The organism is Streptomyces carminius (assembly GCF_002794255.1).
GTDB classification, from domain to species: domain Bacteria; phylum Actinomycetota; class Actinomycetes; order Streptomycetales; family Streptomycetaceae; genus Streptomyces; species Streptomyces carminius.
This window is the reverse complement of record NZ_PGGW01000067.1, coordinates 140,612-165,270: the sequence shown is the minus strand read 5'-3', so window position 1 is coordinate 165,270 and position 24,659 is coordinate 140,612. Positions and strand designations below refer to the sequence as shown.

Annotated in this window: 23 protein-coding genes; 4 read left to right on the top strand and 19 right to left on the bottom strand. The window is 71.6% G+C overall.

Annotated elements, in window-relative coordinates:
• Positions 1–2 precede the first annotated feature (2 nt).
• From tatA to CUT44_RS25040, 8 genes are all read right to left on the bottom strand, one after another.
• Positions 3–290, bottom strand: coding sequence for a Sec-independent protein translocase subunit TatA (gene tatA, locus CUT44_RS25075; protein WP_100204206.1), 288 nt, complete (start codon positions 288–290; stop codon positions 3–5).
• Positions 291–517: 227 nt separating this feature from the next.
• Entirely contained in the window at positions 518–721 is a 204-nt protein-coding gene (locus CUT44_RS25070) for a hypothetical protein (protein WP_100204205.1), read from the bottom strand.
• Positions 722–785: 64 nt separating this feature from the next.
• Positions 786–1,748 carry a helix-turn-helix transcriptional regulator gene (locus CUT44_RS25065; protein WP_100204204.1) on the bottom strand — a complete coding sequence of 321 codons (963 nt, stop codon included), beginning with the start codon at positions 1,746–1,748 and terminating at the stop codon, positions 786–788.
• Positions 1,749–1,767: 19 nt separating this feature from the next.
• The gene (locus tag CUT44_RS25060; protein ID WP_100204203.1) at positions 1,768–2,772 is read right to left on the bottom strand and encodes a helix-turn-helix transcriptional regulator; all 1,005 of its coding nucleotides are present in this window, start codon (positions 2,770–2,772) and stop codon (positions 1,768–1,770) included.
• Between the two features lie 158 nt (positions 2,773–2,930).
• On the bottom strand, positions 2,931–3,302 hold the full coding sequence (locus tag CUT44_RS25055; protein ID WP_100204202.1) for an FKBP-type peptidyl-prolyl cis-trans isomerase: 372 nt from the start codon (positions 3,300–3,302) through the stop codon (positions 2,931–2,933).
• Between the two features lie 79 nt (positions 3,303–3,381).
• Positions 3,382–4,410: an FKBP-type peptidyl-prolyl cis-trans isomerase gene (locus CUT44_RS25050; protein ID WP_100204201.1), complete on the bottom strand. Its 1,029-nt coding sequence runs from the start codon at positions 4,408–4,410 to the stop codon at positions 3,382–3,384.
• 147 nt (positions 4,411–4,557) lie between these two features.
• The gene (gene pafA, locus CUT44_RS25045) at positions 4,558–5,919 is read right to left on the bottom strand and encodes a Pup--protein ligase (RefSeq protein ID WP_100204200.1); all 1,362 of its coding nucleotides are present in this window, start codon (positions 5,917–5,919) and stop codon (positions 4,558–4,560) included.
• A gap of 150 nt (positions 5,920–6,069) precedes the next feature.
• Complete coding sequence (locus CUT44_RS25040) at positions 6,070–7,323, bottom strand: MFS transporter (RefSeq protein WP_100204199.1); 1,254 nt, start codon at positions 7,321–7,323, stop codon at positions 6,070–6,072.
• 139 nt (positions 7,324–7,462) lie between these two features.
• Here CUT44_RS25040 and CUT44_RS25035 point away from each other — a divergent pair, with 139 nt between their 5' ends.
• Positions 7,463–8,587: a LacI family DNA-binding transcriptional regulator gene (locus CUT44_RS25035; protein WP_233221647.1), complete on the top strand. Its 1,125-nt coding sequence runs from the start codon at positions 7,463–7,465 to the stop codon at positions 8,585–8,587.
• Positions 8,588–8,630: 43 nt separating this feature from the next.
• On the opposite strand, the gene prcA is transcribed toward CUT44_RS25035, so the two are convergent.
• The 5 genes from prcA to arc all read right to left on the bottom strand — a co-directional run bounded on the left by prcA (position 8,631) and on the right by arc (position 14,363).
• Entirely contained in the window at positions 8,631–9,425 is a 795-nt protein-coding gene (gene prcA / locus CUT44_RS25030) for a proteasome subunit alpha (protein ID WP_100204198.1), read from the bottom strand.
• A gap of 26 nt (positions 9,426–9,451) precedes the next feature.
• Positions 9,452–10,297 (bottom strand): proteasome subunit beta, encoded by an 846-nt coding sequence (prcB, locus tag CUT44_RS25025; RefSeq protein WP_100204197.1) that lies wholly within the window; start codon positions 10,295–10,297, stop codon positions 9,452–9,454.
• A gap of 124 nt (positions 10,298–10,421) precedes the next feature.
• Positions 10,422–10,640 carry a ubiquitin-like protein Pup gene (locus CUT44_RS25020; RefSeq protein WP_100204196.1) on the bottom strand — a complete coding sequence of 73 codons (219 nt, stop codon included), beginning with the start codon at positions 10,638–10,640 and terminating at the stop codon, positions 10,422–10,424.
• A gap of 198 nt (positions 10,641–10,838) precedes the next feature.
• Positions 10,839–12,350, bottom strand: a complete 1,512-nt coding sequence (gene dop / locus CUT44_RS25015; protein WP_100204195.1) for a depupylase/deamidase Dop — start codon at positions 12,348–12,350, stop codon at positions 10,839–10,841.
• 246 nt (positions 12,351–12,596) lie between these two features.
• Positions 12,597–14,363 carry a proteasome ATPase gene (gene arc, locus CUT44_RS25010; RefSeq protein ID WP_100204451.1) on the bottom strand — a complete coding sequence of 589 codons (1,767 nt, stop codon included), beginning with the start codon at positions 14,361–14,363 and terminating at the stop codon, positions 12,597–12,599.
• Positions 14,364–14,684: 321 nt separating this feature from the next.
• Between arc and CUT44_RS25005 the strand changes: the two genes are divergently transcribed.
• The gene (locus CUT44_RS25005) at positions 14,685–15,023 is read left to right on the top strand and encodes a ferredoxin (RefSeq protein ID WP_100204194.1); all 339 of its coding nucleotides are present in this window, start codon (positions 14,685–14,687) and stop codon (positions 15,021–15,023) included.
• A gap of 4 nt (positions 15,024–15,027) precedes the next feature.
• Here CUT44_RS25005 and CUT44_RS25000 read toward each other — a convergent pair whose 3' ends face one another.
• The 3 genes from CUT44_RS25000 to CUT44_RS24990 all read right to left on the bottom strand — a co-directional run bounded on the left by CUT44_RS25000 (position 15,028) and on the right by CUT44_RS24990 (position 18,248).
• Complete coding sequence (locus CUT44_RS25000; protein WP_100204450.1) at positions 15,028–15,600, bottom strand: hypothetical protein; 573 nt, start codon at positions 15,598–15,600, stop codon at positions 15,028–15,030.
• A 354-nt stretch (positions 15,601–15,954) separates the two neighbouring features.
• On the bottom strand, positions 15,955–16,878 hold the full coding sequence (locus tag CUT44_RS24995; protein WP_100204193.1) for a tRNA (adenine-N1)-methyltransferase: 924 nt from the start codon (positions 16,876–16,878) through the stop codon (positions 15,955–15,957).
• 137 nt (positions 16,879–17,015) lie between these two features.
• Positions 17,016–18,248, bottom strand: coding sequence for a site-2 protease family protein (locus tag CUT44_RS24990; protein ID WP_233221646.1), 1,233 nt, complete (start codon positions 18,246–18,248; stop codon positions 17,016–17,018).
• 128 nt (positions 18,249–18,376) lie between these two features.
• On the opposite strand from CUT44_RS24990, the gene CUT44_RS24985 reads away from it, so the two are divergent.
• Together CUT44_RS24985 and CUT44_RS24980 are read left to right on the top strand one after the other, a co-directional pair.
• Positions 18,377–19,330, top strand: coding sequence for a RecB family exonuclease (locus tag CUT44_RS24985; RefSeq protein ID WP_100204192.1), 954 nt, complete (start codon positions 18,377–18,379; stop codon positions 19,328–19,330).
• Positions 19,331–19,379: 49 nt separating this feature from the next.
• Complete coding sequence (locus CUT44_RS24980) at positions 19,380–20,051, top strand: response regulator (RefSeq protein ID WP_100204191.1); 672 nt, start codon at positions 19,380–19,382, stop codon at positions 20,049–20,051.
• 59 nt (positions 20,052–20,110) lie between these two features.
• On the opposite strand, the gene CUT44_RS24975 is transcribed toward CUT44_RS24980, so the two are convergent.
• From CUT44_RS24975 to CUT44_RS24965, 3 genes are all read right to left on the bottom strand, one after another.
• Positions 20,111–21,661, bottom strand: a complete 1,551-nt coding sequence (locus CUT44_RS24975) for an ABC transporter substrate-binding protein (RefSeq protein WP_100204190.1) — start codon at positions 21,659–21,661, stop codon at positions 20,111–20,113.
• Positions 21,662–21,823: 162 nt separating this feature from the next.
• A complete protein-coding gene (locus CUT44_RS24970; protein WP_100204189.1) occupies positions 21,824–23,419 on the bottom strand; it encodes an ABC transporter substrate-binding protein in 1,596 nt (531 codons plus the stop codon).
• Positions 23,420–23,799: 380 nt separating this feature from the next.
• Positions 23,800–24,579 carry an HAD family hydrolase gene (locus CUT44_RS24965; protein WP_100204188.1) on the bottom strand — a complete coding sequence of 260 codons (780 nt, stop codon included), beginning with the start codon at positions 24,577–24,579 and terminating at the stop codon, positions 23,800–23,802.
• Positions 24,580–24,659 lie beyond the last annotated feature (80 nt).

Here is a 24,659-nt window from a genome sequence, read left to right as displayed (position 1 = left end):
GGTCAGTTCTTGGTGGCGGACTGCTGGTCCGGCTCGTTCACCGGACGGGCGCTGGTGACGTCGCCCGGCGCGGCCTGGATCGTCCGGGGAGCGGACGGCTGGGTCTGGGAGGCCGGCTGCGTCTCCGCGTCGTTCTCGCCGTCCTTCTTCATGGCCTTGGCCTCGCTCTTGAGGATGCGGGCCGACTTGCCGAGCGAACGGGCCATGTCCGGAAGCTTCTTGGCGCCGAACAGCAGCAGGATGACAAGGAGGATCAGTACGATCTCCATGGGCCTCAGGTTCCCGATCATGTCCACTACCTTCTCGCCGGGGCGGCGGTGTCCGTGCCTGCCCTACTGATGGGACGGGCTCCTCGTACTGGTGCGCTGTCAGCGATCGTAACCCCCGGGGGTGAACGCGGGGCAATGCCTCCGCGTCTTCCCGGCGCCGGCCGCGATCGCCGCTCACGACATGTCCTTCGAAGGGTACCGTCCGGCGTCCGGGTGTGTGGAGACCCGCACAGCGGCCTCGTCCGGCCTCAGGGGCGCCCGGTCCGGGCCCGGGCCGCCGCCACCGGGGTGGCGGCGCGCTCCAGGTCGTCGGCCGCGCGGGCCAGCCGCTCGCAGCCGTCGCCGACCGCGCGGGACAGTCGCCGTACCTCCAGCCCCACCCGTACGGCGAGCACACCGAGCACGGCGAGGCCGCAGAAGGCGAGCGTGAGGAAGAACATCGGCCAGACCATGGGGCGAGCGTAGTGGAGACTCCCGGCCCGCCCGGCGCCGGGCCGCACCCGGGCCGTACGGGCCTCAGTCCCCGTACGCCGCCAGGGCCGCCCGTGCCGCCTCCCGGGCGCTGTCGGCCAGTTCCGGCGGGGAGACGATCCGGCCGTCGCGGCCCAGCCGCAGGGCCAGCCTGCGCAGGGAGGCCGGGTCGGGGGTGCGCAGGGTGACGCGCAGGCCGCCCTCGGGCAGTTCCTCGGCGCTGTCGTGCGGGTAGTACTCGGCGACCCAGCGCCCGCCCGGTCCGACCTCGACGACCACCTCCGGGTCCTCGGCGGCGGGCTGCACCAGCCCTTCGGACAGGTCGCGCAGTTCGACGGGCGGGGGGTCGGAGGGCTCGTCGAGCAGCCTGATCTCGGCCACCCGGTCCAGCCGGAAGGTACGGCGCGCCTCGCTCAGCCGGCACCAGGCCTCGACGTAGGTGTGGCCGACGGCGAACAGCCGGATCGGGTCGATCTCGCGCTCGGTCAGCTCGTCGCGCGCCGGGGAGTAGTAGCGGATCCACAGCCGGCGCCGCTCGGAGACGGCCCGGTCCACGTCCGCGAAGACCCCGCCCTCGGACTCGAAGGTGACCGACAGCCGGGAGCTGGCGCCGGCGCTCTCCCCCGCCGCCGTCTCGATCTTGGCGGTGGCGCGCTGGAGGGCCTCGCGGTCGCTCTCCCGCAGGCCCGGCAGGGTGGCGACGGCCCGGGCGGCGACCAGCAGGGCGGTGGCCTCGTCGGCGGCGAGCCGCAGCGGCTCACCGGTGCCGGAGCCGACCGCCTCGGCGTTGTGCCACCAGATGCGCTCGCCGTCGGTGTCGATGTCGAGCAGGTCCCCGCCGCGGAAGCTGGTGCCGCACATCGGCAGGACGTGCAGGTCGGAGATCAGCTCGTCGGTGGTGATGCCGAAGGCCCGGGCGACGTCCGCCACCCGGGCGCCGGGGCGCTCGCGCAGATAGGTCACCAGGGACAGCATCCTGCGGGTCTGGTCGATGGCGTTGGCTGCCATGTCGGCGGTCCTCTCCCCCTCAGCCCTTGGCGACGGCGCGCAGCCGGTCCACCACGTCGGCCCGCAGCTCGGCGGGCTCCAGTACGACCACGTCCGGTCCGAACTCCACCAGCCAGGCGTCCAGCCCGTGGCCGTGGGGGATCTCCAGTTCGTCCCAGCCGTCCCCCGCGTCCCGCACCTCGGTGGCCCGGGCCCGCAGCGGGTAGCCGGCGCCCTGCCGCAGCCGGATGCGGGCGGTGGCGGTGGCGATCTCCCCGGCCCAGCGCTCGACGGTCTCGCGCACGGTGACGTGGTCGGGCACCTCGGCGGTGTAGGCGCCGGCGCGGGAGCGGACCGGGCCGGTGATGCGGGACAGCCGGAAGACCCGTTCGGCACCCCGGTCGCGGTCGAAGCCCGCCAGGTACCAGTGGCCGCGCCAGCACTCCAGGGTCCACGGCTCGACATGCCGGGTCTCGGGACGGGCGGCGTTGGACCTGCGGTAGGCGAAGGTGACCGGCCGCCGGTCGCGGCAGGCGACCATCAGGGGCTCGAAGGCCGCTTCGTGGACGGGGATGCGTGGTTCCAGGGCGCTGTGGCCACCGTACGGGTCGCCCGTGTCACCGGTGCCGGAGCCGCTGTCGTCGGCCAGCGGCATCCCGGCGGCGCGCAGTTTCTGCAGGGCGCCGCTGGCGGCCCCGGCGAGCCGGGCCTGCTGCCAGACCTTGGCGGCCAGGGTGAGGGCGGCGGCCTCCTCGGCGTCCAGGGTGATGGGCGGGAGGCGGTTGCTGTCACGGCGGGCCTGGTAGGCGATCTCGCCGTCCAGGTTCTCCACCGTCTCGATGACCATGCCGAGCTCGCGCAGGTCGTCCTTGTCGCGTTCGAACATCCGGTTGAAGGCGTCCTCGCTGCCGGCCCTGCCCGGTCCCCCGCCGACCTCCAGGTACGCCTCGATCGACGCCCGCAGCTCGCGCTTGGTCAGCGGGCGCCGGGCTCCCAGCAGGCACAGCGCCAGGTTCATCAGCCGCTCGGCCTTGGCAATGGCCATCGACGCCCTCTCTCGTACTTGTCCCGGCGTCGACCGTACCGCTCGCGGGACGCCCGGTACAAAGCCGGGGCCCGTGCCGTACGGCACGGGCCCCGGCAGTGCTGTCCGGTGCCTGTCGCACCCGCTCCCCGGGGCTCACCGCCCCCGCGGGCGCGGACTCAGACGGAGACCAGGTCGCAGACGAAGATGAGCGTCTCGCCCGGCTTGATCCGGCCGCCGGCGCCCCGGTCGCCGTACGCCAGGTGCGGCGGGATGGTCAGCTGCCGGCGACCGCCGACCTTCATGCCCTGGACGCCCTGGTCCCAGCCGGAAATGACCTGGCCCACCCCGAGCTGGAAGCGCAGCGGGGTGCCGCGGTTCCAGCTGGCGTCGAACTCCTCGCCGGTGGAGAAGGCGACACCCACGTAGTGCACGGAGACCTGGTCCCCGGCCTTGGCGACCGGCCCGTCGCCCTCCCAGATGTCCTTGATCTCCAGGTCCGCCGGGGGCTCGCCGCCCGGGAAGTCGATCTCGGGCTTCTCGATGCTCACGAAATTGCTCCTACGAACGTTTCCTTCGGTCAACCGTGTCAGTCTGGCAGAACCGGACCGCGGTCGCCGCCGGACGCCGTCAGACCTTGCCGACGATGTCCACCACGAACACCAGGGTGTTCTTCGCCAGCTCGGACTGCGGGTTGTCGCCGTAGGCCAGATCCGGCGGGATCACCAGCAGCACCCGGTCGCCGACCTTCTTGCCGACCAGTCCCTGGTCCCAGCCCTGGACGACCGAGCCGGTACCGATCTGGAAGGCGATGGCGCCTCCGTGGTCCCAGGAGGAGTCGAACTTCTCCCCGTCCTCCCACTTGACCCCGGTGTACTGCGCGATCAGGCCCTCGCCGGCCTTGACCTCGGGGCCGTCGCCCTCGATCAGCACCTGCTGCTTGAGCTCCTTGGGGGCCTTCTCGCCCTTGGGGATGGTGATGGCGGCGGCCTTCTGCTTCACCGGCTTCACCTCGGGCAGGCCCTCGCGGGTGTCCGCCTGCTCGCCGCTGACCTCGGCCTTGGCGTCGGTCTTGGCGGCGGAGACCGGGTCGACCACCCAGACCATGCCGGCCGTCTCCTCGATCCCGGCCTGCGGGTTGAGCCGCTCGCCGATGATCGCCTTGGCGGTCCCCTCGACCAGGAAGCGCCCGCCGGTCCGCTCGCCGACCAGGGCGTTCAGCACCGAGGCGGGGACCATCTGCTGCTCCTCACCGAGCTGGATGACCAGCTGGGTGTGGGCACCCTCCTTGGCGGAGGCGCCCTCCTCCGTCTTCCAGGTGTTGATCAGCTCCTGGTCGTCGGCGGTCATCTGGGCGAAGACGTCCATCCGGACGAAGTCGCCCTTGGCCATCTTGTCGCCCTTGCCCTCGGTGACGGTCCGCACCGCCGCCTTGTCGGGAGCCTCGGCGTCCTCGGGAACGCTGACCTTCGGCTTCTCACCGAGCTTGCCGGTGACCTCGGTGGCGGTTTCGGAGGAGCCCGCGGAGTCGTCGGAACCGTCGGAGCCGCACGCCGCGGTGAAGAGCAGGACGGGAACGGCCAGGGCCGCGGCGAGGCGGCGGCCGACCGGCCCGAAGGGGCGGGTGTGTGGGGGGCGTGCCCCGGGAGTTCGCTGCATCAGTCCAACTCTTGGTGTGTAGGAGGTGTCCGGGCGTTCCGGGCGTGTCGGCCACTTTACGGGCCGCCCGGCCCACCTCCCACAACTAGCGGAAGAGCTGATTTCGTTCCCGGCTCCCGGAAACGTGTGCGAACCCGCGGGCGCGGTTCACATGCCGGCGATGAGCTTCTCCACCCGCTCGTCCACCGAGCGGAACGGGTCCTTGCACAGCACCGTGCGCTGGGCCTGGTCGTTCAGCTTCAGGTGCACCCAGTCCACGGTGAAGTCGCGGCGCTGCTCCTGGGCCCGGCGGATGAAGTCGCCGCGCAACCGGGCCCGGGTGGTCTGCGGCGGCACGGACTTGCCCTCGAAGATCTTGACGTCGTTGCAGATCCGGGCGGCCTGCCCCTTGCGCTCCAGCAGGTAGTACAGCCCGCGGCGGCGGTGGATGTCGTGGTACGCGAGGTCTATCTGGGCGACTCTCGGATGCGACATGGTGATGTTGTTCTTGGCCCGGTACCGCTCGATGAGCTGGTACTTCATCACCCAGTCGATCTCGGTGTTGACCTTGTCGAGCTCCTGGGTGCGGATCGCCTCCAGGGTGCGGCCCCACAGCTCCAGCACCTGGTCCACCACGCCCGTGCGGATGCCGCGGCGCTCGCAGAAGTCGGCGGCCTTCTCGTAGTACTCCTGCTGCACCTCCAGCGCGGAGGCCTCCCGCCCGTTGGCCAGCCGGACCTTCCGCTGGCCGGTGATGTCGTGGCTGACCTCCCGGATCGCCCGGATCGGGTTCTCCAGGGTGAGGTCGCGCATGACCGTGCCCGCCTCGATCATGCGCAGCACCAGGTCGGTGGCGCCGACCTTGAGCAGCGTGGTCGTCTCGGACATGTTGGAGTCACCGACGATGACGTGCAGCCGGCGGTAGCGCTCGGCGTCCGCGTGCGGTTCGTCGCGGGTGTTGATGATCGGCCGGGACCGGGTGGTCGCGGAGCTGACGCCCTCCCAGATGTGCTCGGCGCGCTGGCTGACGCAGTAGACCGCGCCGCGCGGGGTCTGGAGGACCTTCCCGGCCCCGCAGATGAGCTGCCGGGTGACGAGGAAGGGGATGAGGACGTCCGCCAGGCGCGAGAACTCCCCGTGCCGGGCCACCAGGTAGTTCTCGTGACAGCCGTAGGAGTTGCCCGCCGAGTCGGTGTTGTTCTTGAACAGGTAGACGTCGCCCGCGATCCCCTCCTCGTGCAGGCGGCGCTCGGCGTCGACGAGGAGCCCCTCCAGGATGCGCTCACCGGCCTTGTCGTGGGTGACCAGTTCGGTCACGTCGTCGCATTCCGGAGTGGCGTACTCCGGGTGGGAGCCCACGTCCAGGTAGAGGCGGGCCCCGTTGCGGAGGAAGACGTTGCTGCTGCGGCCCCATGACACGACACGGCGGAAGAGGTACCGCGCCACCTCGTCGGGAGACAGGCGCCGCTGTCCCCGGAACGTACACGTGACGCCGTACTCGTTCTCCAGTCCGAAGATTCGGCGGTCCATCAGACTCCTCACGAGGGAACTACCGGTTTCGGCCGGTGGGGAGGTTCATTCCCTGGTTCGCGGTGGTTTACGTCAGTCCCACGGGGGATCGGTTCGGGCCGGACCGCAACCCCTGGGCCACGGGCCCCCTTCCTCGGACGGGGAGCGGAGTCACGAGGGAACATTACGCCCGGCACGCGGTTTTGAAACCGGGCCCGGTGCACCATTCTGATCACTTTCCTCCGGGAGCGGACCCCCCGCCAGGACACGGCGTGTCGCGAGGAGGACGAGCAGCGCGGCCAGACCGCCCGCACCCGCCGCGCGGAAGCCCGCCGCCGCGCCCGACCACTCGACGAGCGGCCCCGCCGCGGCCGTCCCGGCGGCGGCGCCGACCCCGAAGGTGGTCACCAGCCAGGAGAAGGCCTCGGTGACCGTGCCCGGCGGGGCGTGCCGGTCCACGACGACGAAGGCGCAGGCGAGCGCGGGGGCCAGGAAGATTCCGGCGACCCACGACAGGAGGGTCATCGCCGCCGGCCCGGGCACCAGGGCCAGCGGCAGGCAGCCGGCCGCCAGGGCCGCCACCAGGATCCGCAGCCGCGGCTCCGGCGCCCCGGTCCACGTCCGGCTCCCGTAGACCAGACCGCCGGCCAGGGCGCCCGCGCCGAACGCCGCGAGCAGGTAGGTGGCGATCAGGTTGTCGCCGTGACCGTCCGCGTAGGCGACCGCGGCCACCGCGATCGTCCCCAGGGCCGTCCCGACGAAGAAGAACGCCCCGAGCAGGGCCAGCAGCCCCGGCGAGCGCAGAGCGCCCAGCCAGTGCGCCTCGCGCGGTGCGGAGCGCCACCGGCGGGAGGGCGGGGAGAGGACCACGGACACGGCGCCCAGCACCCCCAGCACGTTGATCACCAGCAGTGCGGCGGCCTCGTCCGCCAGGGCCACCAGTACGGTGACCGCCAGCGGGCCCAGGGTGAACATCACCTCCTGGGCGACCGCGTCGAGCGCGTAGGCGGCGTGCACCCTCTCGCCCCGCCCCAGCACCGACGGCCACAGGGCCCGCAGCCCGCCCTCCAGGGGTGGGGTGAACAGCCCGGCGGCCGTCGTCGCGGCCCAGGCGACGGGCAGCGGGTCGATACCGGTGAGGGCGAAGACGGCCATGGCCAGCCCGGAGAGCAGCGCGGCGGGCAGCATCACCCGCGGCTGGCCCCACAGGTCCACCGCGCGGCCCAGCAGCGGCTGTCCGACGGCGGTGGCCAGGCCGTAACCGGCCGACAGGGCGCCGGCCAGCGAGTAGGAACCGCCCTCGGCGCGGGTGAACAGCACGATGGCCAGGGCGGCGGTGGCGTTCGGCAGCCGTCCGGCCAGGGTGCCCGCCAGCAGTCGCACCACATGCCTGGCGCGCAGCAGTTCGGTGTAGCCCGTCGTCATGGCCCGGCCCCTCTCCCCCGGTCCGGCGCCCGGTGGCCCGGCAGCCCCGAGGTGATACGTATAACGAACTCCGCCATACGTATCATGAGTCAGCCTCCGGGTCCATGCCGTTCCGTCCGTCCCCGTCAGGAGTCCCCCCGTGCCCACCGAGCGTCCCCGGCCGACGAGCCGGGATGTGGCGCGTGCCGCCGGGGTCTCGCAGGCGGCCGTCTCCCTGGTGCTGGGCGGCAAGTGGCACGGCCGGGTCTCACCCGGGAAGGCCGAGGCCGTACGCGCGGCCGCGCGGGAACTGGACTACCGGCCCAATCCGGCGGCCCGCAGCCTGCGGCTGGGACGCACCCGCACCGCCCTGCTGGTCGTCCCGGCGCTCACCAACGAGTTCTTCGCCCGGCTCCACTCGGGAGCCGCCCGGGTGGCCGCCGAGCACGGCTTCGGAGTCGTGCTCTATCCCTCGCCGGAGGGGACCGGGCCCGCCCGGGACCCCTTCGGCTCCGCGAGCGACGCGCTGGACGGGGTGATCGCCTCCTCCATGGCCTCCGGGGCGCTGGCCGCCCTGCGGCCCGGCGGCGGGCTGCCGCTGGTCATGCTCGACAGCGATCCGGAGCACACCCGGGCGTCGGCGACCGTCAACCTCGACATCGCCGACGGCATGCGGCAGACCACGGCGCATCTGCTCGGACTCGGCCACCGCGGACTGGCGCACATCGCCGCCGCGGTGGACTCCTGGACCTTCGGGGTGCGGGCGAGGACCCTGGCCGGGGCGCTGCGCGCGGCCGGCTGCCCGGCGCCGGCCGTCCTTCCGGCGGAGCTGAGCGTGGCCGGGGGCATGCGGGCCGCCATGGCGGCGCTGGCGGCCCGTCCCCGCCCGACCGCGCTGGTGTGCGACGACGACCTGCTCGCCGCGGGCGCCTGCAAGGCGGCGCGGCGGCTGGGGCTGCGGGTGCCGGAGGACGTGTCCGTCACCGGTTTCGACGACCTGACGCTGGCCCGCGCGGTCGAGCCGGAGCTGACGACCGTGCGGCTGCCGGCCGAGGAGGCGGGCGCGGCCGGGATGCGGGCTCTGCTGGCTGTTCTGGACAGCCGGACAGGAGGTGCTGTTCTGGACAGCCGGACAGGAGGTGCTGTCCTGGACAGCCGGACAGGAGGTGGCGGGCCGGAGGGTGCCGGCGGACCGGGGAGGACCGTCACCCTGCCGGTGGAGCTGACCGTACGGGGCTCCACCGGCCCGCCGCCGGAAGCGCCCGTGCGGCCCGGGGAGCGCTGAGCGCCGCCGGGCCGCACGGGCGGGACGCGGAGGCGTCCGCGGTTCACTTTCCGGAGTCGTCCTCCGGAGATCCCGGGGTGTCCGGGGTGGCGCCGGAGGCATCGGCCTCCCCGTCGGCCTCTCCGGTCCCGGGAGCCGCGCCCTCCTCCAGCAACCGGGAGAGCTGCCGGCCCAGGAGACGCCGGAACTTGCGCTGCCGGGGCCGGGTACGGTCGAGGACGGCCACCTCCAGCTGGTCCGCGGTGAGGGTGCGCTCGCCGCCGTTGGTGTCCCGGCTGAGGGACTCCATCGCCAGCTTCAGCGCCTCGCCGAGGGTCATCCCGTCCCGGTGCCGCTGGTCGAGGTAGCTGCTGATCTGGTCGGCGTTGCCGCCGACCGCCACCGAGCCGTGCTCGTCGACGATCGAGCCGTCGTGCGGCAGCCGGTAGACCTGGTCGTCCTCGGGGCCCTCCCCGACCTCGGCGACGATCAGTTCCACCTCGTACGGCTTCTCCGCCACACTGGAGAAGATGGTGCCCAGGGTCTGGGCGTAGACGTTGGCCAGGCCCCGTGCGGTGACATCGGTCCGGGCGTAGGTGTAACCGCGCAGGTCGGCGTAGCGGACGCCGCCGATGCGCAGGTTCTCGAACTCGTTGTACTTGCCCACCGCCGCGAAGGCGATCCGGTCGTAGATCTCACTGACCTTGTGCAGTGCCCGTGAGGGGTTCTCGGCGACGAACAGGATGCCGTCGGTGTACTGCAACACGACCACGCTGCGACCGCGCGCGATGCCCTTGCGGGCGTACTCGGCGCGGTCCGCCATGGCCTGCTGGGGTGAGACATAGAACGGCGTCGACACCGGCTATCCGTCCCTTCCTTTTTTGGTTAGAGCACCGGGGCCTGGGGCCCGTTGGGCGACTGGAGCCGGCCGTCGTGCACCGCGCGGGAGACCTCGGCCACTTCCTCCTCGGTGAGCCTGCGGAACCCCTCGTCCGTGATCACCGTGACGACGGGGTAGATCCGGCGGACGAGATCGGGGCCGCCGGTCGCGGAGTCGTCCTCGGCGGCGTCGTACAGCGCCTGGACGACCACCGTGGCCGCCTCGCGCTCGCCGAGGTCACCGCGGTGGAGCTTCTTGAGCGAGCCTCGGGCGAAGACCGAGCCGGAGCCGACGGCCGCGAAGCCCAGCTCCTCCGAGCGTCCGCCGGTGACGTCGTAGGAGAAGATGCGGCCCCTGTCCTCGTCGAGGTCGTACCCGGCGAACAGCGGGATCACCGCCAGGCCCTGCAGCGCCATGCCGAGATTGCCGCGGATCATCGTGGACAGGCGGTTGGCCTTGCCCTCCAGCGACAGGACGGTGCCCTCGACCTTCTCGAAGTGCTCCAGCTCCAACTGGAAGAGCTTGACCATCTCCACGGCGAGTCCGGCGGTCCCGGCGATGCCGACCGCGCTGTACTCGTCGGCCGGGAAGACCTTCTCGATGTCCCGCTGCGCGATCATGTTGCCCATCGTCGCCCGCCGGTCACCCGCGAGCACCACACCGCCCGCGAAGGTGACCGCGACGATCGTCGTGCCGTGCGGCGCCTCGACGGCGCCCTTCACCGGCGGCAGCGGACGGTTGCCGGGGAGCTGCTCGGGCGCGTGCTCCGACAGGAAGTCCAGGAAAGAGGACGAGCCCGGCGTCAGGAAGGCCGCCGGCAGACGCCCTGAGCTACGAGTGTTGGCTTCCACACGTTTCCTTCCACGAGATCATGGGAGCGGATCAAGAAACACTGCACGGACCTTACCCATGGCGGCAGATGTCACCCGTCCCGCACCCCCGCCGAGGCGGGGGTGCGGGACGGGGGGACAAGCCTTACTCTCCGCCCTTCTGGACGAAGGACCGCACGAAGTCCTCGGCGTTCTCCTCGAGGACGTCGTCGATCTCGTCCAGGACGGAGTCCACTTCGTCCGACAGCGCCTCCTGCCGTTCCTTGAGGTCCTCCGAGACCTGCGCGTCCTGCGCCTGCTCGTCGGTCTCCTCCGTGGACCGCGTCGCCCTCTGCTGACCGCCGCCGGTGTCCTTGGTCGCCATCTACCTCACCCCGCTCGGTTGGACCGTACAAGATCGGACCCTACAAGCCGGGTCCGACATGGGCCTGTGTCTCCTGGTGTCTGCTGCTGTTTCCTGTCACTGACGGGTTCGTCACCACAACGTCCGGAAGCCACCTCCATGGTTCCCCCTCCCGGGGACGTTCAGCCAGTCCGGCCGGGACCGGATGCCGCGGCCGGGTCAGCCCCCGGACAGCGCCCGGACCAGCTCCTCCGCCGTACGGCAGCGGTCCAGCAGGTTCCCGACGTGGGCGCGGGTACCGCGCAGCGGCTCCAGGGTGGGCACCCGCTGGAGGGAGTCGCGGCCCGGCAGGTCGAAGATCACCGAGTCCCAGGAGGCGGCGGCCACGGCGTCGGCGTACTGTTCCAGACAGCGGCCGCGGAAGTAGGCCCTGGTGTCCTCCGGAGGGGCGCTGCGGGCCCGCTCGACCTCGGTCTCGTCCAGCAGCCGCTTCATCCGGCCGCGGGCCGCCAGCCGGTTGTACAGGCCCTTGTCGGGGCGGACGTCGGCGTACTGCAGGTCCACCAGATGCAGCCGGGCGGCGTCCCAGCCGAGGCCGTCCCGGCGCCGGTAGCCCTCCATCAGCTCCAGCTTGGCCACCCAGTCCAGCTCGCCCGCCAGGCTCATCGGATCGGTCTCCAGCCGTCCCAGGACGTCCTCCCAGCGGGCCAGCACGTCCCTGGTCTGCTCGTCGGCGTCCGCGCCCCAGCGCTCCTCCACGTACTTGCGGGCCAGCTCGTAGTACTCCATCTGGAGCTGTACCGCGGTGAGCTTCCGGCCGTTGCGCAGGGTGACCAGCCGGCGCAGCGACGGGTCGTGGCTGACCTGGTGCAGAGTGCGGACGGGCTGGTCGACGGCGAGGTCGACGGCGACGAAGCCGTCCTCGATCATGGCCAGGACCAGGGAGGTGGTGCCCAGCTTGAGGTAGGTGGAGACCTCCGAGAGGTTGGCGTCGCCCACGATCACATGCAGCCGGCGGTACTTCTCGGCGTCGGCGTGCGGTTCGTCGCGGGTGTTGATGATCGGCCGTTTGAGGGTGGTCTCCAGGCCCACCTCGACCTCGAAGTAGTCCGCCCGCTGGCTGATCTGGAAGCCGTGCTCGGAGCCGTCCTGGCCGAGCCCGACCCGTCCGGCGCCGGTGACGACCTGGCGGGAGACGAAGAAGGGCGTCAGATGGCGCACGATGTCCGAGAACGCGGTCTCCCGCTTCATCAGGTAGTTCTCGTGCGTCCCGTAGGAGGCGCCCTTGTTGTCGGTGTTGTTCTTGTAGAGGTGGATCGGCTGGGCGCCGGGCACCTCGGCGGCGCGCCGGGCGGCCTCGGCCATGATCCGCTCCCCGGCCTTGTCCCACAGGACGGCGTCGCGCGGGTTGGTGACCTCGGGAGCGCTGTACTCGGGGTGGGCGTGGTCCACGTACAGCCGTGCGCCGTTGGTGAGGATCACGTTCGCCAGGCCGATGTCCTCGTCCGTGAGCTGGCTGGCGTCGGCGACCTCGCGTGCGAGGTCGAATCCGCGGGCGTCCCGCAGCGGGTTCTCCTCCTCGAAGTCCCAGCGGGCGCGGCGCGCCCGGTGCATCGCCGCCGCGTAGGCGTTGACGACCTGGGACGAGGTGAGCATGGCATTGGCGTTCGGGTGGCCGGGGACGGAGATCCCGTACTCCGTCTCGATGCCCATTACTCGCCGTACGGTCATGCGGCCCTCCTTGCCCGGCGGTGGCCCGCCATCGGGCCACCGCTCAAGTCCCGCTGCGCATCCGGCCCGTGTGCGGCCTCTGGTTCCGCACTGCGCGGCGCGGCAGTACGGACGAGCCTAGGACGGAAGAGCCTGCGTTGGGACATCACTGCGGACTTCCCGTGTTTCGTCGATAAAGGTCCGGCTGCGGAGGCCCGCCCCCCGGCACGTCGGCGGGGGCCGGGCGTCCGCAGCCGGACGGTGTCTTTACAGGTACTGGCCGGTGTTGGCCACCGTGTCGATGGAGCGCCCGGTGTCCGCGCCCTGCTTCCCGGTGACGAGCGTACGGATGAAGACGATCCGCTCGCCCTTCTTGCCGGAGATGCGGGCCCAGTCGTCGGGGTTGGTGGTGTTCGGCAGGTCCTCGTTCTCCTTGAACTCGTCCACGCAGGCGGCGTGCAGGTGGGAGACCCGCAGACCCTTCTGGTCGTGGTCGAGGAAGGCCTTGATCGCCATCTTCTTGGCCCGGTCGACGATGTTCTGGATCATCGCGCCCGAGTTGAAGTCCTTGAAGTACAGGACCTCCTTGTCACCGTTGGCGTAGGTGACCTCCAGGAAGCGGTTCTCCTCGGACTCCGCGTACATGTGCTCGACGACCGTCTGGATCATCCCGGCGACGGTGGCCTCGGGGTCTCCGTTGTGCTCCGCGAGGTCGTCGGCGTGCAGCGGGAGGCTGGGGGTGAGGTACTTCGAGAAGATGTCCCTGGCGGCCTCGGCGTCCGGACGCTCGATCTTGATCTTCACATCGAGACGGCCGGGACGCAGGATCGCCGGGTCGATCATGTCCTCGCGGTTGGAGGCGCCGATGACGATGACGTTCTCCAGGCCCTCCACACCGTCGATCTCCGACAGCAGCTGCGGGACGATGGTGTTCTCCACGTCCGAGCTGACACCGGAGCCGCGGGTGCGGAAGAGGGAGTCCATCTCGTCGAAGAAGACGATGACCGGCGTGCCCTCGCTCGCCTTCTCGCGGGCCCGCTGGAAGACCAGCCGGATGTGCCGCTCGGTCTCGCCGACGTACTTGTTGAGCAGCTCGGGACCCTTGATGTTGAGGAAGTAGCTCTTCCCCTGGGGCCGCCCGGTCACCTCGGCGACCTTCTTGGCGAGGGAGTTGGCGACGGCCTTGGCGATGAGCGTCTTGCCGCAGCCGGGCGGGCCGTACAGGAGCACGCCCTTGGGGGGACGGAGCTCGTGCTCCTTGAAGAGGTCCGGGTAGAGGTACGGGAGCTCCACCGCGTCGCGGATCAGCTCGATCTGCCCGCCCAGGCCACCGATCTTGGTGTAGTCGATGTCCGGGACCTCTTCGAGGACGAGTTCCTCGACCTCGCTCTTGGGCACCACCTCGTAGACGTACCCCGAGCGCGGCTCCAGCAGCAGGGCGTCACCGGCGCGCAGCGTGCTGTCCATCAGCGGCTCGGCGAGCTTGACCACCCGCTCCTCGTCGGTGTGCCCTATCACCAGGGCGCGCTCGCCGTCCTCCAGGACCTCCTTGAGGGTGACGATGTCGCCGGCGCGCTCGAACTCCATGGCCTCGACCACGTTGAGCGCCTCGTTCAGCATGACCTCCTGGCCACGGCTGAGCTCCTCGAGGTCGATGCTGGGGCTGACGTTCACCCGGAGCTTGCGCCCGCCGGTGAAGATGTCGGCCGTGCCGTCCTCGTTCGCCTGCAGAAAGACCCCGAAGCCGGCCGGCGGCTGGGCCAGCCGGTCGACCTCCTCCTTGAGGGCCACGATCTGGTCGCGGGCCTCACGGAGGGTGTTGGCGAGCCGCTCGTTCTGCGCGGACACGCCGGCCAGGCTCGTCTGCAGCTCGACGATCCGCTCCTCGAGAATCCGAGTGTGCCGCGGAGAGTCGGCGAGCTTGCGGCGCAGGACGGCGATTTCCTGCTCGAGATGGGCAACCTGGCCGACCGGGTCTTCGGAACCCCGTTCGGGCCGGATGCCGCGGTTGATGTCGTCGTCGTGGGCTGCCACGGTCCTCACCTCCTCCAAGGGGAGCTGGACGCTTCCTGACCTTACCTGCACAGGTGGGGGTTGAAACCCCTAGATCACAAAGACGGTCGGGGTGTGTCCGATCTTCACCCTTGCGCACTCCCTTACCCCGGGTGAATACCCACCCAACACGACTGGAAAGCCGCCGGTTGTATGGTCTGAACGGTCAACCCCCGTCACGGGTGCCCCTATTCCGCCAAGATCACATCAAGACCGCGTCGGGGCCGGGTGGGAGATCGCGTCGGGAACCCCTCACCCGGTTCACACGGTCCGGTCACGAGCACAGGAACGGCAGGCAGCAGCATGGGCGCGCAGAACGAGCAGGTCACCGGCCTGGAAGTGTGGATCGACCAGGAGCTGTGCACCGGGGACGGCATCTGCGCGCAGTACGCGCCGGACGTCTTCGAGCTGGACATCGACGGACTCGCCTACGTCAAGGCGCCCGCCCCCGCGGGCGAGGAGGCGGAGCTGCTGACCGCGCCGGGGGCGAGTGCCCCCGTACCGCTGCCGCTGCTGAACGACGTGGTGGACTCGGCCCGGGAGTGCCCCGGCGAGTGCATCCACGTGCGCCGGGTCTCGGACGGGACCGAGGTCCACGGTCCGGACGCGGCGGAGGCGCCCGGCACCGGGAACACTCCGTGAGGCGTCACACACTCCGTGCCGTCGGCGCGGCCCGCAGCACGAACTTCCCGTCCCGCCAGTTCCATTCGACGTCCCGGGCCCGGTCGGGGCAGCACCGGGGCACCTCGTCCGAGGAGTAGCCGAGCAGCCTGGCGAAGGCCGTGCGCCCCCGGACGGTGAGGCTCTGGACGCTCATCCCCTCCTCCGGGTCCACCAGCGTCTCGGCGACCCGTGGCGCGGCCCCCTCGCGGGCCGGACGGGCCAGGACGTACACCCCGCTGGGCGGGGTGCCGATCCCCGCGGCGCAGCGGACCACCGCGACCGTCTCGGCGCGTCCGTCGCCGTCGAAGTCCACGGCGGCCCGGGCCGTCACCTCGGGCTCCACCGGGCCGCAGTCCAGCGGGTAACGCGCCGTCTCCGCGTCCGGACCGGGGGCGACGGACACCGTGCCCGCCTGCTGGACCGCCGTGGCCCCGCCGGGCCCCAGCAGCGCCGAGCCGCCCAGGACGGCGCCCAGCACCGCCGCCGTGACGAGCCAGTGCGCCGCACGGGCGCGGGTGTGGGGCGGCGCCGGGCGGGAGGCCGGCGCCGGGGACACCGGGGACACCGGGGACACCGGGGACACCGCGGGACCGGGCTGCGGCGGTACGTACGAGGCGGGGTGGTCCGCGGGGGCCGGGTCCCCGGGGACGCCGGGGGCCGGACCGGGGGAGGAAGCGGAGGGGGAGGGCGCAGAGCCTGCCGGGAGCTGCACGCGGGTCGACTCCTGTGAGTGCGGGCGGCCGGGGTGCCCAGCATCGTGCCACACGTCACACCGGCGCGGAACGGGCGGGGCCCGCTCCCCGCCCCGCTGTCCCCGGAACGGCCCCGGACGCGCCACCGCCGCCGGATTCCCCGGGGGAACTCGGCGGCGGTGCGGTGCCGTTGCGCTCGTGCCGGGCCGGCGGGCCGGTCAGCCCCGGCCCGAGCCGGTGCCGGACGCCGCTCCCGCCGCACCGCCCGGACCGGTGTAGTCCTCCCCGTAGGCGCCCTTGGAGGGGCGGCGGCGGCGCAGCGGGGGCTCGACGCCGTCGGCGAGACGGCGGGTGGTCAGCAGGAAGCCGGTGTGCCCGACCATGCGGTGGTCGGGCCGGACGGCCAGCCCCTCGACGTGCCAGTTGCGGACCATGGTCTCCCAGGCCGCCGGCTCGTTGAACGTGCCGTACTCGCGGATCGACTCCACGGTGCGGGCGAGCTGGGTGGTGGTGGCGACGTAGGCGCACAGGATGCCGCCGGGCACCAGCGCCTTGGACACCGCGTCCAGGCACTCCCAGGGGGCCAGCATGTCCAGGATGACCCGGTCGACGCCGGTGTCCGACAGGTTGTCCTGGAGATCGCCGACGGTCAGCCGCCAGGCGGGGTGCGGACCGCCGAAGTAGCGCTCCACGTTCTGCCGGGCGATGTCGGCGAAGTCGGCGCGGCGCTCGTAGGAGTGCAGCATCCCCTGGTCGCCGACGGCGCGCAGCAGGAAGCTGCTCAGCGAGCCGGAGCCGACACCCGCCTCGACGACGCGCGCGCCGGGGAAGATGTCGGCCATCGCCAGGATCTGCCCCGCGTCCTTGGGGTAGACGACGGCCGCGCCGCGCGGCATGGACAGGACGTAGTCGGGGAGCAGGGGACGCAGCGCCAGGTAGGCGACATTCCCCGTGGTACGGACGACCGTGCCCTCGGGCGCGCCGATCAGCTCGTCGTGGGGGAAGGCTCCCTTGTGGGTGTGGAAGCTCTTCCCCGCCTCGAGCGTGAAGGTGTAGTGGCGTCCCTTGGGGTCGGTGAGCTGGACCTGGTCCCCGACCTGGAAGGGCCCGCGACGGCGGGCGGCACCGGTCGGTTCGGACATGGACGCCAGCGTAGTCGAGTCCGCCCTCCGGGCCGTAATCGAGGTGCTGTCCGCCCCGGCCGTCCGGTTCGCTCCGGCCCGGATCCGGGACCCGGGCCCGCGGCCCGGGCCCGCGGCCCGGGCCCGCCGCGGCGGGCTCAGCCGGCCGGTTTGGCCATGGCGGCCACGAAGGCCCGTTCGACGTCGGCGGCGGAGAGCACCCCGTAGATCTCACCGCTCTCCTCCACCACCAGGTACTCCGTGGCGGGGGTGGTCCGCAGTTGCTCCAGCAGTTCCTCGCCGGCCAGCTCGGCCGACACCCGCATGCCCTCGGTGAGGTCCTGGGCGAGCGCGCTCACGGCGACCCAGGGGCGGCGGTGCCCGGGCACCCCGGCGATGGCCGACTCACGGACGATGGCGAGCGGATCGCCCTGGCCGTCCACCACCACCAGGGCACGGGCCCCGGACTCGTTGGCCCGGCGCAGCCCCTCGGACAGCGGGGTGTCGGCGGTGACGGGCACGGCACGGCGGGTGAGGGCCCGGGCGCTCAGCTCGGGCAGCCGCTCGCGCAGCCGGGCCATCCGCAGGCTGTTCCCGGCGCCGGTCCAGATGATCGCGGCGAGGATCGCGGCGAGCAGGGCGTCGGTGATCGAGTCCATTCCGCCGAAGTCCCGCTGCTCGTCGGTGAAGCCCCCGGCGTAACTGAGCAGCGGCATCCCGATCAGGACGGCGACGGCCAGTGCGCGGCCGGTCCAGGCCGCGGCGACGGTGCCGGTCATGGGCCTGCCGCTGATCTTCCAGATCACCGCGCGCAGCATCCGGCCGCCGTCCAGCGGAAGCCCCGGCAGCAGGTTGAACACCGCGACGATGAGGTTGGAGATCATCAGCCCGGCGAGCAGTACCGCGGGCACCGTACCGGGCTCGACGGCGTACAGCCCCAGGTAGAACAGGCCCGCCAGGACGAGGGAGAGCAGTGGGCCGACGAAGGCCAGGACGAACTCCCGGCCCGGCGTCTCGCTCTCCTTCTCGATCTCCGAGACACCGCCGAAGAACTGGAGCTGGATACGGCGCACGGGGAGCCTGAAGCGCAGTGCCGCGACGGTGTGCGCCAGCTCGTGGACGAGCACGGAGGCGTAGAAGGCGACCGCGAAGAAGAGCGAGACCAGGTAGCGGACACCACCGAGCTCCGGCAGCACGCGGTCGAGCTGGCCGCCGAAGACCCAGGTGATCAGGGCGGCCACCACGAACCAGCTCGGCGCCACGTAGACGGGTACGCCGAAGGGGCGGCCCATCAGGATGCCGCCGCCGCTCTCCCGCGGACGGCTCGGTCCGCTCTTCGCCGGTTCGCCGGAGCCCGGCTGCGGCCGACCGCCGTTGTCCGTGTCCGCCACGGGTTCCCCTCGTAGAAAATGCCCTCGCACCCGCAGGTGTCCCCGCGGTCATGCGGTGCGGGGTGCGAAGGGGTACGTCGTCGATGGTAAGCGGCGGCGTGTCGTTCCCGGGTCGTAGGGTCTTCCCCATGGTCTCCCATCAGGCTTCCGGCAAGGCGTCCGTCCCGGCCGTCCCGGCCGCCTCCCCGTCCGCTCCGCCGCCTGTTCCTCCGCCGGTCCGCTCCCGGACGGCGCCGCCCGACTCGCTGTCGCCGTCGCGGGCCGCCGACTTCATGCAGTGCCCGCTTCTGTACCGCTTCCGGGTGATCGACAAACTGCCCGAGAAGCCGACGCCCGCGGCCACCCGGGGAACGGTGGTGCACGCGGTGCTGGAGCGGCTCTTCGACTCACCGGCGGGCGAGCGCAGCGTACGGCGGGCGAGGTCGCTGGTGGTCGGGGAGTGGGAGCGGCTGCTGGAACGGCGGCCGGAGCTGGCGGAGCTGTTCACCGGCGAGACGGCCGGGGACGCGGCGGACGGCGCCGAGCTGGCACGCTGGCTGGCGACGGCGGAGGAGCTGGTGGAGCGGTGGTTCTCGCTGGAGGACCCGACGCGGCTGGAGCCCGCCGAACGGGAGCTCTTCGTGGAGGCCCGGCTGGAGTCGGGGCTGCGGCTGCGCGGGATCATCGACCGGGTGGACGTGGCGCCGACCGGCGAGGTGCGCGTCGTCGACTACAAGACGGGCAAGGCGCCCCGGCCCCAGTACGCGGCGGACGCGCTGTTCCAGATGAAGTTCTACGCCCTGGTGCTGTGGCGGCTGCGCGGCACGGTCCCGCGCCGGCTGCAGCTGGTCTACCTGGGCAGCGGCGACGTGCTGAGCTACGACCCGGACGAGGGCGATCTGCGGGGGGTGGAGCGCAAGCTGCTGGCCCTGTGGGACGCGATCCGGCGGGCGACCGAGACCGGTGACTGGCGGCCCCGGCCGGGCCCGCTGTGCGGCTGGTGCGCCCACCAGGCGCTGTGCCCGGAGTTCGGCGGCACTCCCCCGCCGTATCCGCTGACGGTCCGGGCGGAGCCGCCGGAGAACGGGCCGCCGCGGCACTAGGCAAGAATGGGTCCGTCCCATGCCTCCCACCCCCCGTTTAGGAGTTCTCGTGGCGATCCGCGTCCTGTTGGTGGACGACCAGCCGCTGCTGCGCACCGGTTTCCGGATGATCCTGGAGGCCGAGGGCGACATCGTCGTGGTGGGCGAAGCCGGGGACGGTGTGCAGGCCCTGGACCAGACCCGGGCGCTCCAGCCGGATGTGGTGCTCATGGACATCCGCATGCCGCGTATGGACGGGGTGGAGGCCACCCGCCAGATCACCGGCCCCGCCAAGGACGGCCCCGCCAAGGTGCTGGTCCTGACCACGTTCGACCTGGACGAGTACGTGGTGGAGGCGCTGCGCGCGGGTGCGTCCGGCTTCCTGCTCAAGGACGCCCCGGCGGCCGAGCTGGTGCAGGCGATCCGGGTGGTGGCATCGGGCGAGGCGATGCTCGCCCCCAGCGTCACGCGCCGGCTGCTGGACAAGTACGCCGGGAAACTGCCCTCGGGCGAGGAACAGGTACCGGACGCCCTCCACCGGCTCACCGAGCGCGAGGTGGAGGTGCTCAAGCTGGTGGCGCGCGGGCTGTCGAACGCCGAGATCGCCGCGGACCTGTTCGTCAGCGAGACGACGGTGAAGACCCATGTCGGGCATGTGCTGACCAAGCTGGGCCTGCGCGACCGGGTGCAGGCCGCGGTGTACGCCTACGAGAGCGGGCTGGTCCGCCCCGGCGCCCAGTAGCGGCCCGGGCCGCGCCCGGTCCCGCCCCCTGCGGCGCGGAACCGGGCGCGGCCCGGGGCTCAGTCCCCGCGCTTGCCGATCTCCCAGAAGCGGAAGACCGTGGAGGGGTCCAGGGTCCATTCCAGACCGGAGACGTCCTGGTGCGCGACGGCGTACTGCTTGCCCTGCCACAGCGGCAGGACCGGCAGGTCCCGGGCGACGATGTCCTGAATCTCGCCGAAGTCCCCGACGGTCTCGGCGCGGTCGCTCATCGCCGCGGTGCGCGGCAGCAGTTCCCCGGTGATCCGGCCGGCGTCATAGCCGTTGCGCAGCACGTTGTCCTCGCCGAAGAAGGGCGCGGTGAAGTTGTCGGGGTCCGGGTAGTCGGGCACCCAGCCCTTGACGTACACGCCGTACTTCCCCGCGTCGATGTCCTTCTCGTACTGCTCCAGCTCGACGCTCCGGACCGTGGCCTCGAACAGGCCGCTGGCGTTGAGCTGCCGGGCGATCTCCTCGAACTCGCCGACGGTGGCGGGCCCGTAGCGCACGGGGGTGGCCCACAGGGTCAGCTCGACCTTGCCGGTGATGCCCTCCTCCCGCAGGGCCCTCTCGGCCTTACCGGGCTGCGGGCGGTCGCCGTAGAGGTCGAAGAAGGCCGTGTTGTGGCCGGTGATCCCGGCGGGGATGATCGAGTAGAGCGGCTCGGCGGTGCGCCGGTGGATGTCCCGGATCAGTGCCGGGCGGTCCAGCAGGTACGCGACGGCCCGGCGGACCCCGAGCCGGCCGGCGACCGGGTGCTCCGTGTTGAAGACCAGGTGGTGCACCTCGGCGCTGGTGCCCTCGACGACCTCGGTCCCGCGGTCCCTCCCGGCGGACGCCTCCAGGTCGGCGATGTCGGCCGTGGCCAGTCCGCGGTAGGCGAGATCCACCTCACCGCTCTCCACGGCCTTCTTCAGCGCTTCCTGGTCGCCGTGGAAGAGTTTCATGGTCATTCCGGAGTTCCGGACCTCGGCGGGCCCGGTGTAGTCCGGATTGACGGAGAAGACGGCCTCGTCCTCGCCGTAGGAGTCCAGCTCGTAGACGCCCGAGCCCACCGCCTCGCCGTCGGTGCGGAGCCTGTCGGGCGGGTACTCGCGGTGGTCGACGATCGACCCGGCGCCGGAGGCGATCTTCTGCGGGAACGTGGCGTCCGGCCGGTCGAGGCGGAAGACGACCGTCCGCTCGTCCGGGGTGTCGATCGTGTCGATGCTCGTCAGCATGACGGCCGGGCCGTCGGGGTCGTCGATGCGCAGGGTGCGCTCGAAGGAGAACTTCACGTCCTCGGAGGTGAGGGAGTTGCCGCTGGTGAACTTCAGCCCCTCCTTGAGGGTGCAGCGGAAGACCCGGCTCGCCTCGTCGGTGAACCCGCACTCCTCGGCGGCTTCGGGCTGCGGTTCCGTGCCTCCCCTGGGGAAGCTGAGCAGGGACTGGAAGACGTTGTTGAAGACCAGCCAGGAGCCGGGGTCGTAACCGGACGCGGGATCGGTGGCCAGGACCTCGTCGGTCATGCCCATCACGATCCGCTCTCCCCGGCCGGCGTCCGCCGCGTCCCCCTCCCCGCATCCGGCGAGTAACGCGGCGATCATCCCCATACCGGCTAAAAGCGCCTTCGCGGCCCTTTTCCTCACGTTTTTGTCCTTATTCGCTCTTCTTGCCCGATTTCCTGTCCTTGCCGCCCCCGTGTCGTACGGCCCCGCACCCCCGGAGCCGGGGGTGCGGGGATCTTGCCCAGTCGGTTCTCCGCCGGTTCCCTGTCAGCCCTCCGTGGCCCGGCCCAGCTCCCAGAGCTGGAGCACCGCGGAGGAGTTGAGCGCCCACTCGACTCCGGTGACGTCGTCCCGGGCGGCAATGTACTGCTTGCCCTGCCACAGCGGCAGCACGGGGACGTCCTCGGCGACGATGTCCTGGGCGCGGATGAGGTCCTCGATCGCGGCCTCGCGGTCGGCCTCCGTCCGGGTCCGCGGGATGATCTTGAGGAGTTCCTCGTTCTTGTAGGTGGCGCCGAGGAAGTTGTCCTCGGCGAAGAAGGGGGCGATGAAGTTGTCCGGGTCCGGGAAGTCGGGGAACCAGCCCATGCCGTAGATCTGGTACTTCTGCTCCGCGGCCGCGGGGCGGTAGGTCTTCCACGGCACGCCCTCGGCGGTCGCGTCGAACAGCCCCGAGGCGTTGAGCTGCTTGACCAGCACCTTGAACTCCTCGGCCGTGACCTCGCCGTAGTGATCATTGGTGTAGGTGAACCGCACCCTGACCGGAGTGGAGATGTCGGCCTCCTCCAGGAGGGCGCGCGCGGCCTTCACGTCCGGTTCGCCGTAGGTGTTGAAGAAGGAGTTGCTGTGACCGGTGAGCCCGATGGGCACCATGGAGTACAGCGGCTCCGCGGTCCGCTGGTACACGTCACGCACCAGTTCGCCGCGGTTCACGACACGGGCGATGGCCTTGCGCACGGCCTCGCGGCCGGCGACCGGGTCGTCGGTGTTGAAGACGAGGTAGCGGATCTCCTGGCCGGACATCTCGACGATGTCGATGTCGCTGTCCTTCTCGGTGTCCAGCCGCGCGATCTGCTCGGGCGACATGCTCCGGTTCATCACGTCGATGTCGCCGTCGCGCAGCGCCTTCTCCATGGCCTCGGAGTCCTCGAAGAAGCGCAGTTCGACCCTGCCGTTCTTCACCTCCAGGCCGCCGGTGTACCTCTCGTTGCGGACCAGGACCGCCGTGCCCTTGCCGGGGTCGAAGGACTCCACGGTGTAGGGGCCGGAACCGGTGATCTCGTACCCCTCGCGGGCTCCGTCGGCCGGATAGACCTCGCTGTCCACGATCGCCGCCGCCGGGGTGGCGAGCTTCTGGGGGAAGGTGGCGTCGGGTGTCTTGAGGTGGAAGACCACCTCGTGCTCGGAGGGCGCCTCCACCCGGTCGAGGTTGCTCAGCAGCGACGACGGACCGGAGGGATCCTCGAGTTCCAGGACACGGTTGACGGAGAACACGACATCCTCGGCTGTCAGGCTGTGACCGTTGGAGAAGGTCAGGCCCTCCCGCAGGGTGCAGCGGTACTGCGCGCTCCTCCGGTCGGTGAACTCACACTCCTTGGCGGCCTCCGCCTCCGGCTCGGTACCCGAACGGGGCAGCCTCAGCAGGGTCTGGAAGGTGTTGCGGAAGATGTTCCACGTGCTGACGTCGTAGGCGGCCGCGGGGTCCAGCGGGGCGGGCGCGTCCTCTGTCGCCTCGATGCGGTCGGTGGTGCCGACGACCACCGTCGCACCCTCTCCGCCCCCGGCACCGTCGTTACCACATGCAACGAGCGCGGGTGCGAGCAGGCCCACCACGGCGGGTAGCACCAGTATCTTGCGGTTCATCGGTGACGGTCTCCTCATCCGGCCGGTTGTTGCGGTTCGCTCTGGCCGGGAGGTACAGACATTAGTGGCCGGGGCGCGCGCCGCCCGACCGGGCCGCCCATGTGCGGCTGTCATATCCGTACGGCAGCGGCATGCCCGCCGTCGACCGGAGACGGGAGCGATCGGCGCGAGCACGCACCAACCGGGACACTTGGGAGCGCCGGGGAGGGGCGGGACTCCACCGAAGACGGATCCACCCCCGCCTGTCGAGCCGTGCGGGCGTGACAAATATCACGCCCTCCATCCTCTGCCCGATGGCTTGAATTCAACCGCCATATTCGCTACAGAAAATGAGCACTCCACTCCTCAGAGTTCCGTCTCCCCGCCGTGCGGCACCTCGCTCACACCCGGCCGGCGGACGGGACCAGGGAGCGCAGCACCGACAGGTCGACCTCCTCCAGGGACGGCACGACCGTTCGCCCGCCGGCGGGTTCGATCCGGGTCACCGACGGCACCGCCACCACAGGGCAGCCGGCCGCCTCCGCGGACGCCACCCCCGTCGGGGTGTCCTCCACCACGACGCACCGGGCGGGGTCCGCGCCGAGCCGGCCGGCGGCCAGCAGATACGGATCCGGGTGCGGCTTGGTCCGCTCCACCTCGTCCCCCGCCACGGTGAGCGCGAAGTGCTCCGGCCCCAGCCAGACCAGCATCCGGTCGATCACCCGGCGGTGCGACGCCGAGACCAGCGCCGCGGGCACCTCGTGCGCGGCCAGCTCCGTGAGCAGCCGCCGGGCCCCGGGCATCAGCGCCACACCTCGCTCGACGCGCTCGACGAACCTGGCGTTGAGCAGCACCGTCAGCTCCGCGAGGGAGATGTCCGCACCGGTGGCCCGGATGAGATGGGCGCCACTGCGGCTCATCGGCCCGCCCACCACGATCTCGCGGTGCTCGTCGGCCAGCTCGTACCCGAGCTCGGCGAACACCTCGACCTCGGTGTCCCACCAGAAGCCCTCGGTGTCCACCAGGGTGCCGTCCATGTCGAGCAGGACCGCCTGGAGACCGGTGGGGGCGAAGGCACCGGCGGCCGGGGCGGGGACCGCGGCGGGAGCGGTGACGGAAGAGACGGCGGGGGCCGGGGCCCCTCCGCCGAGGGCGTCGGCGCGGGAGAGGGGACGAGTCATCCGCATACCTCCTGAAGGGACGCGAAGGCCGGCCGCCGCTCCGGCTGGGGAGCGGCGACCGGCCTGTACCGGACAGATCA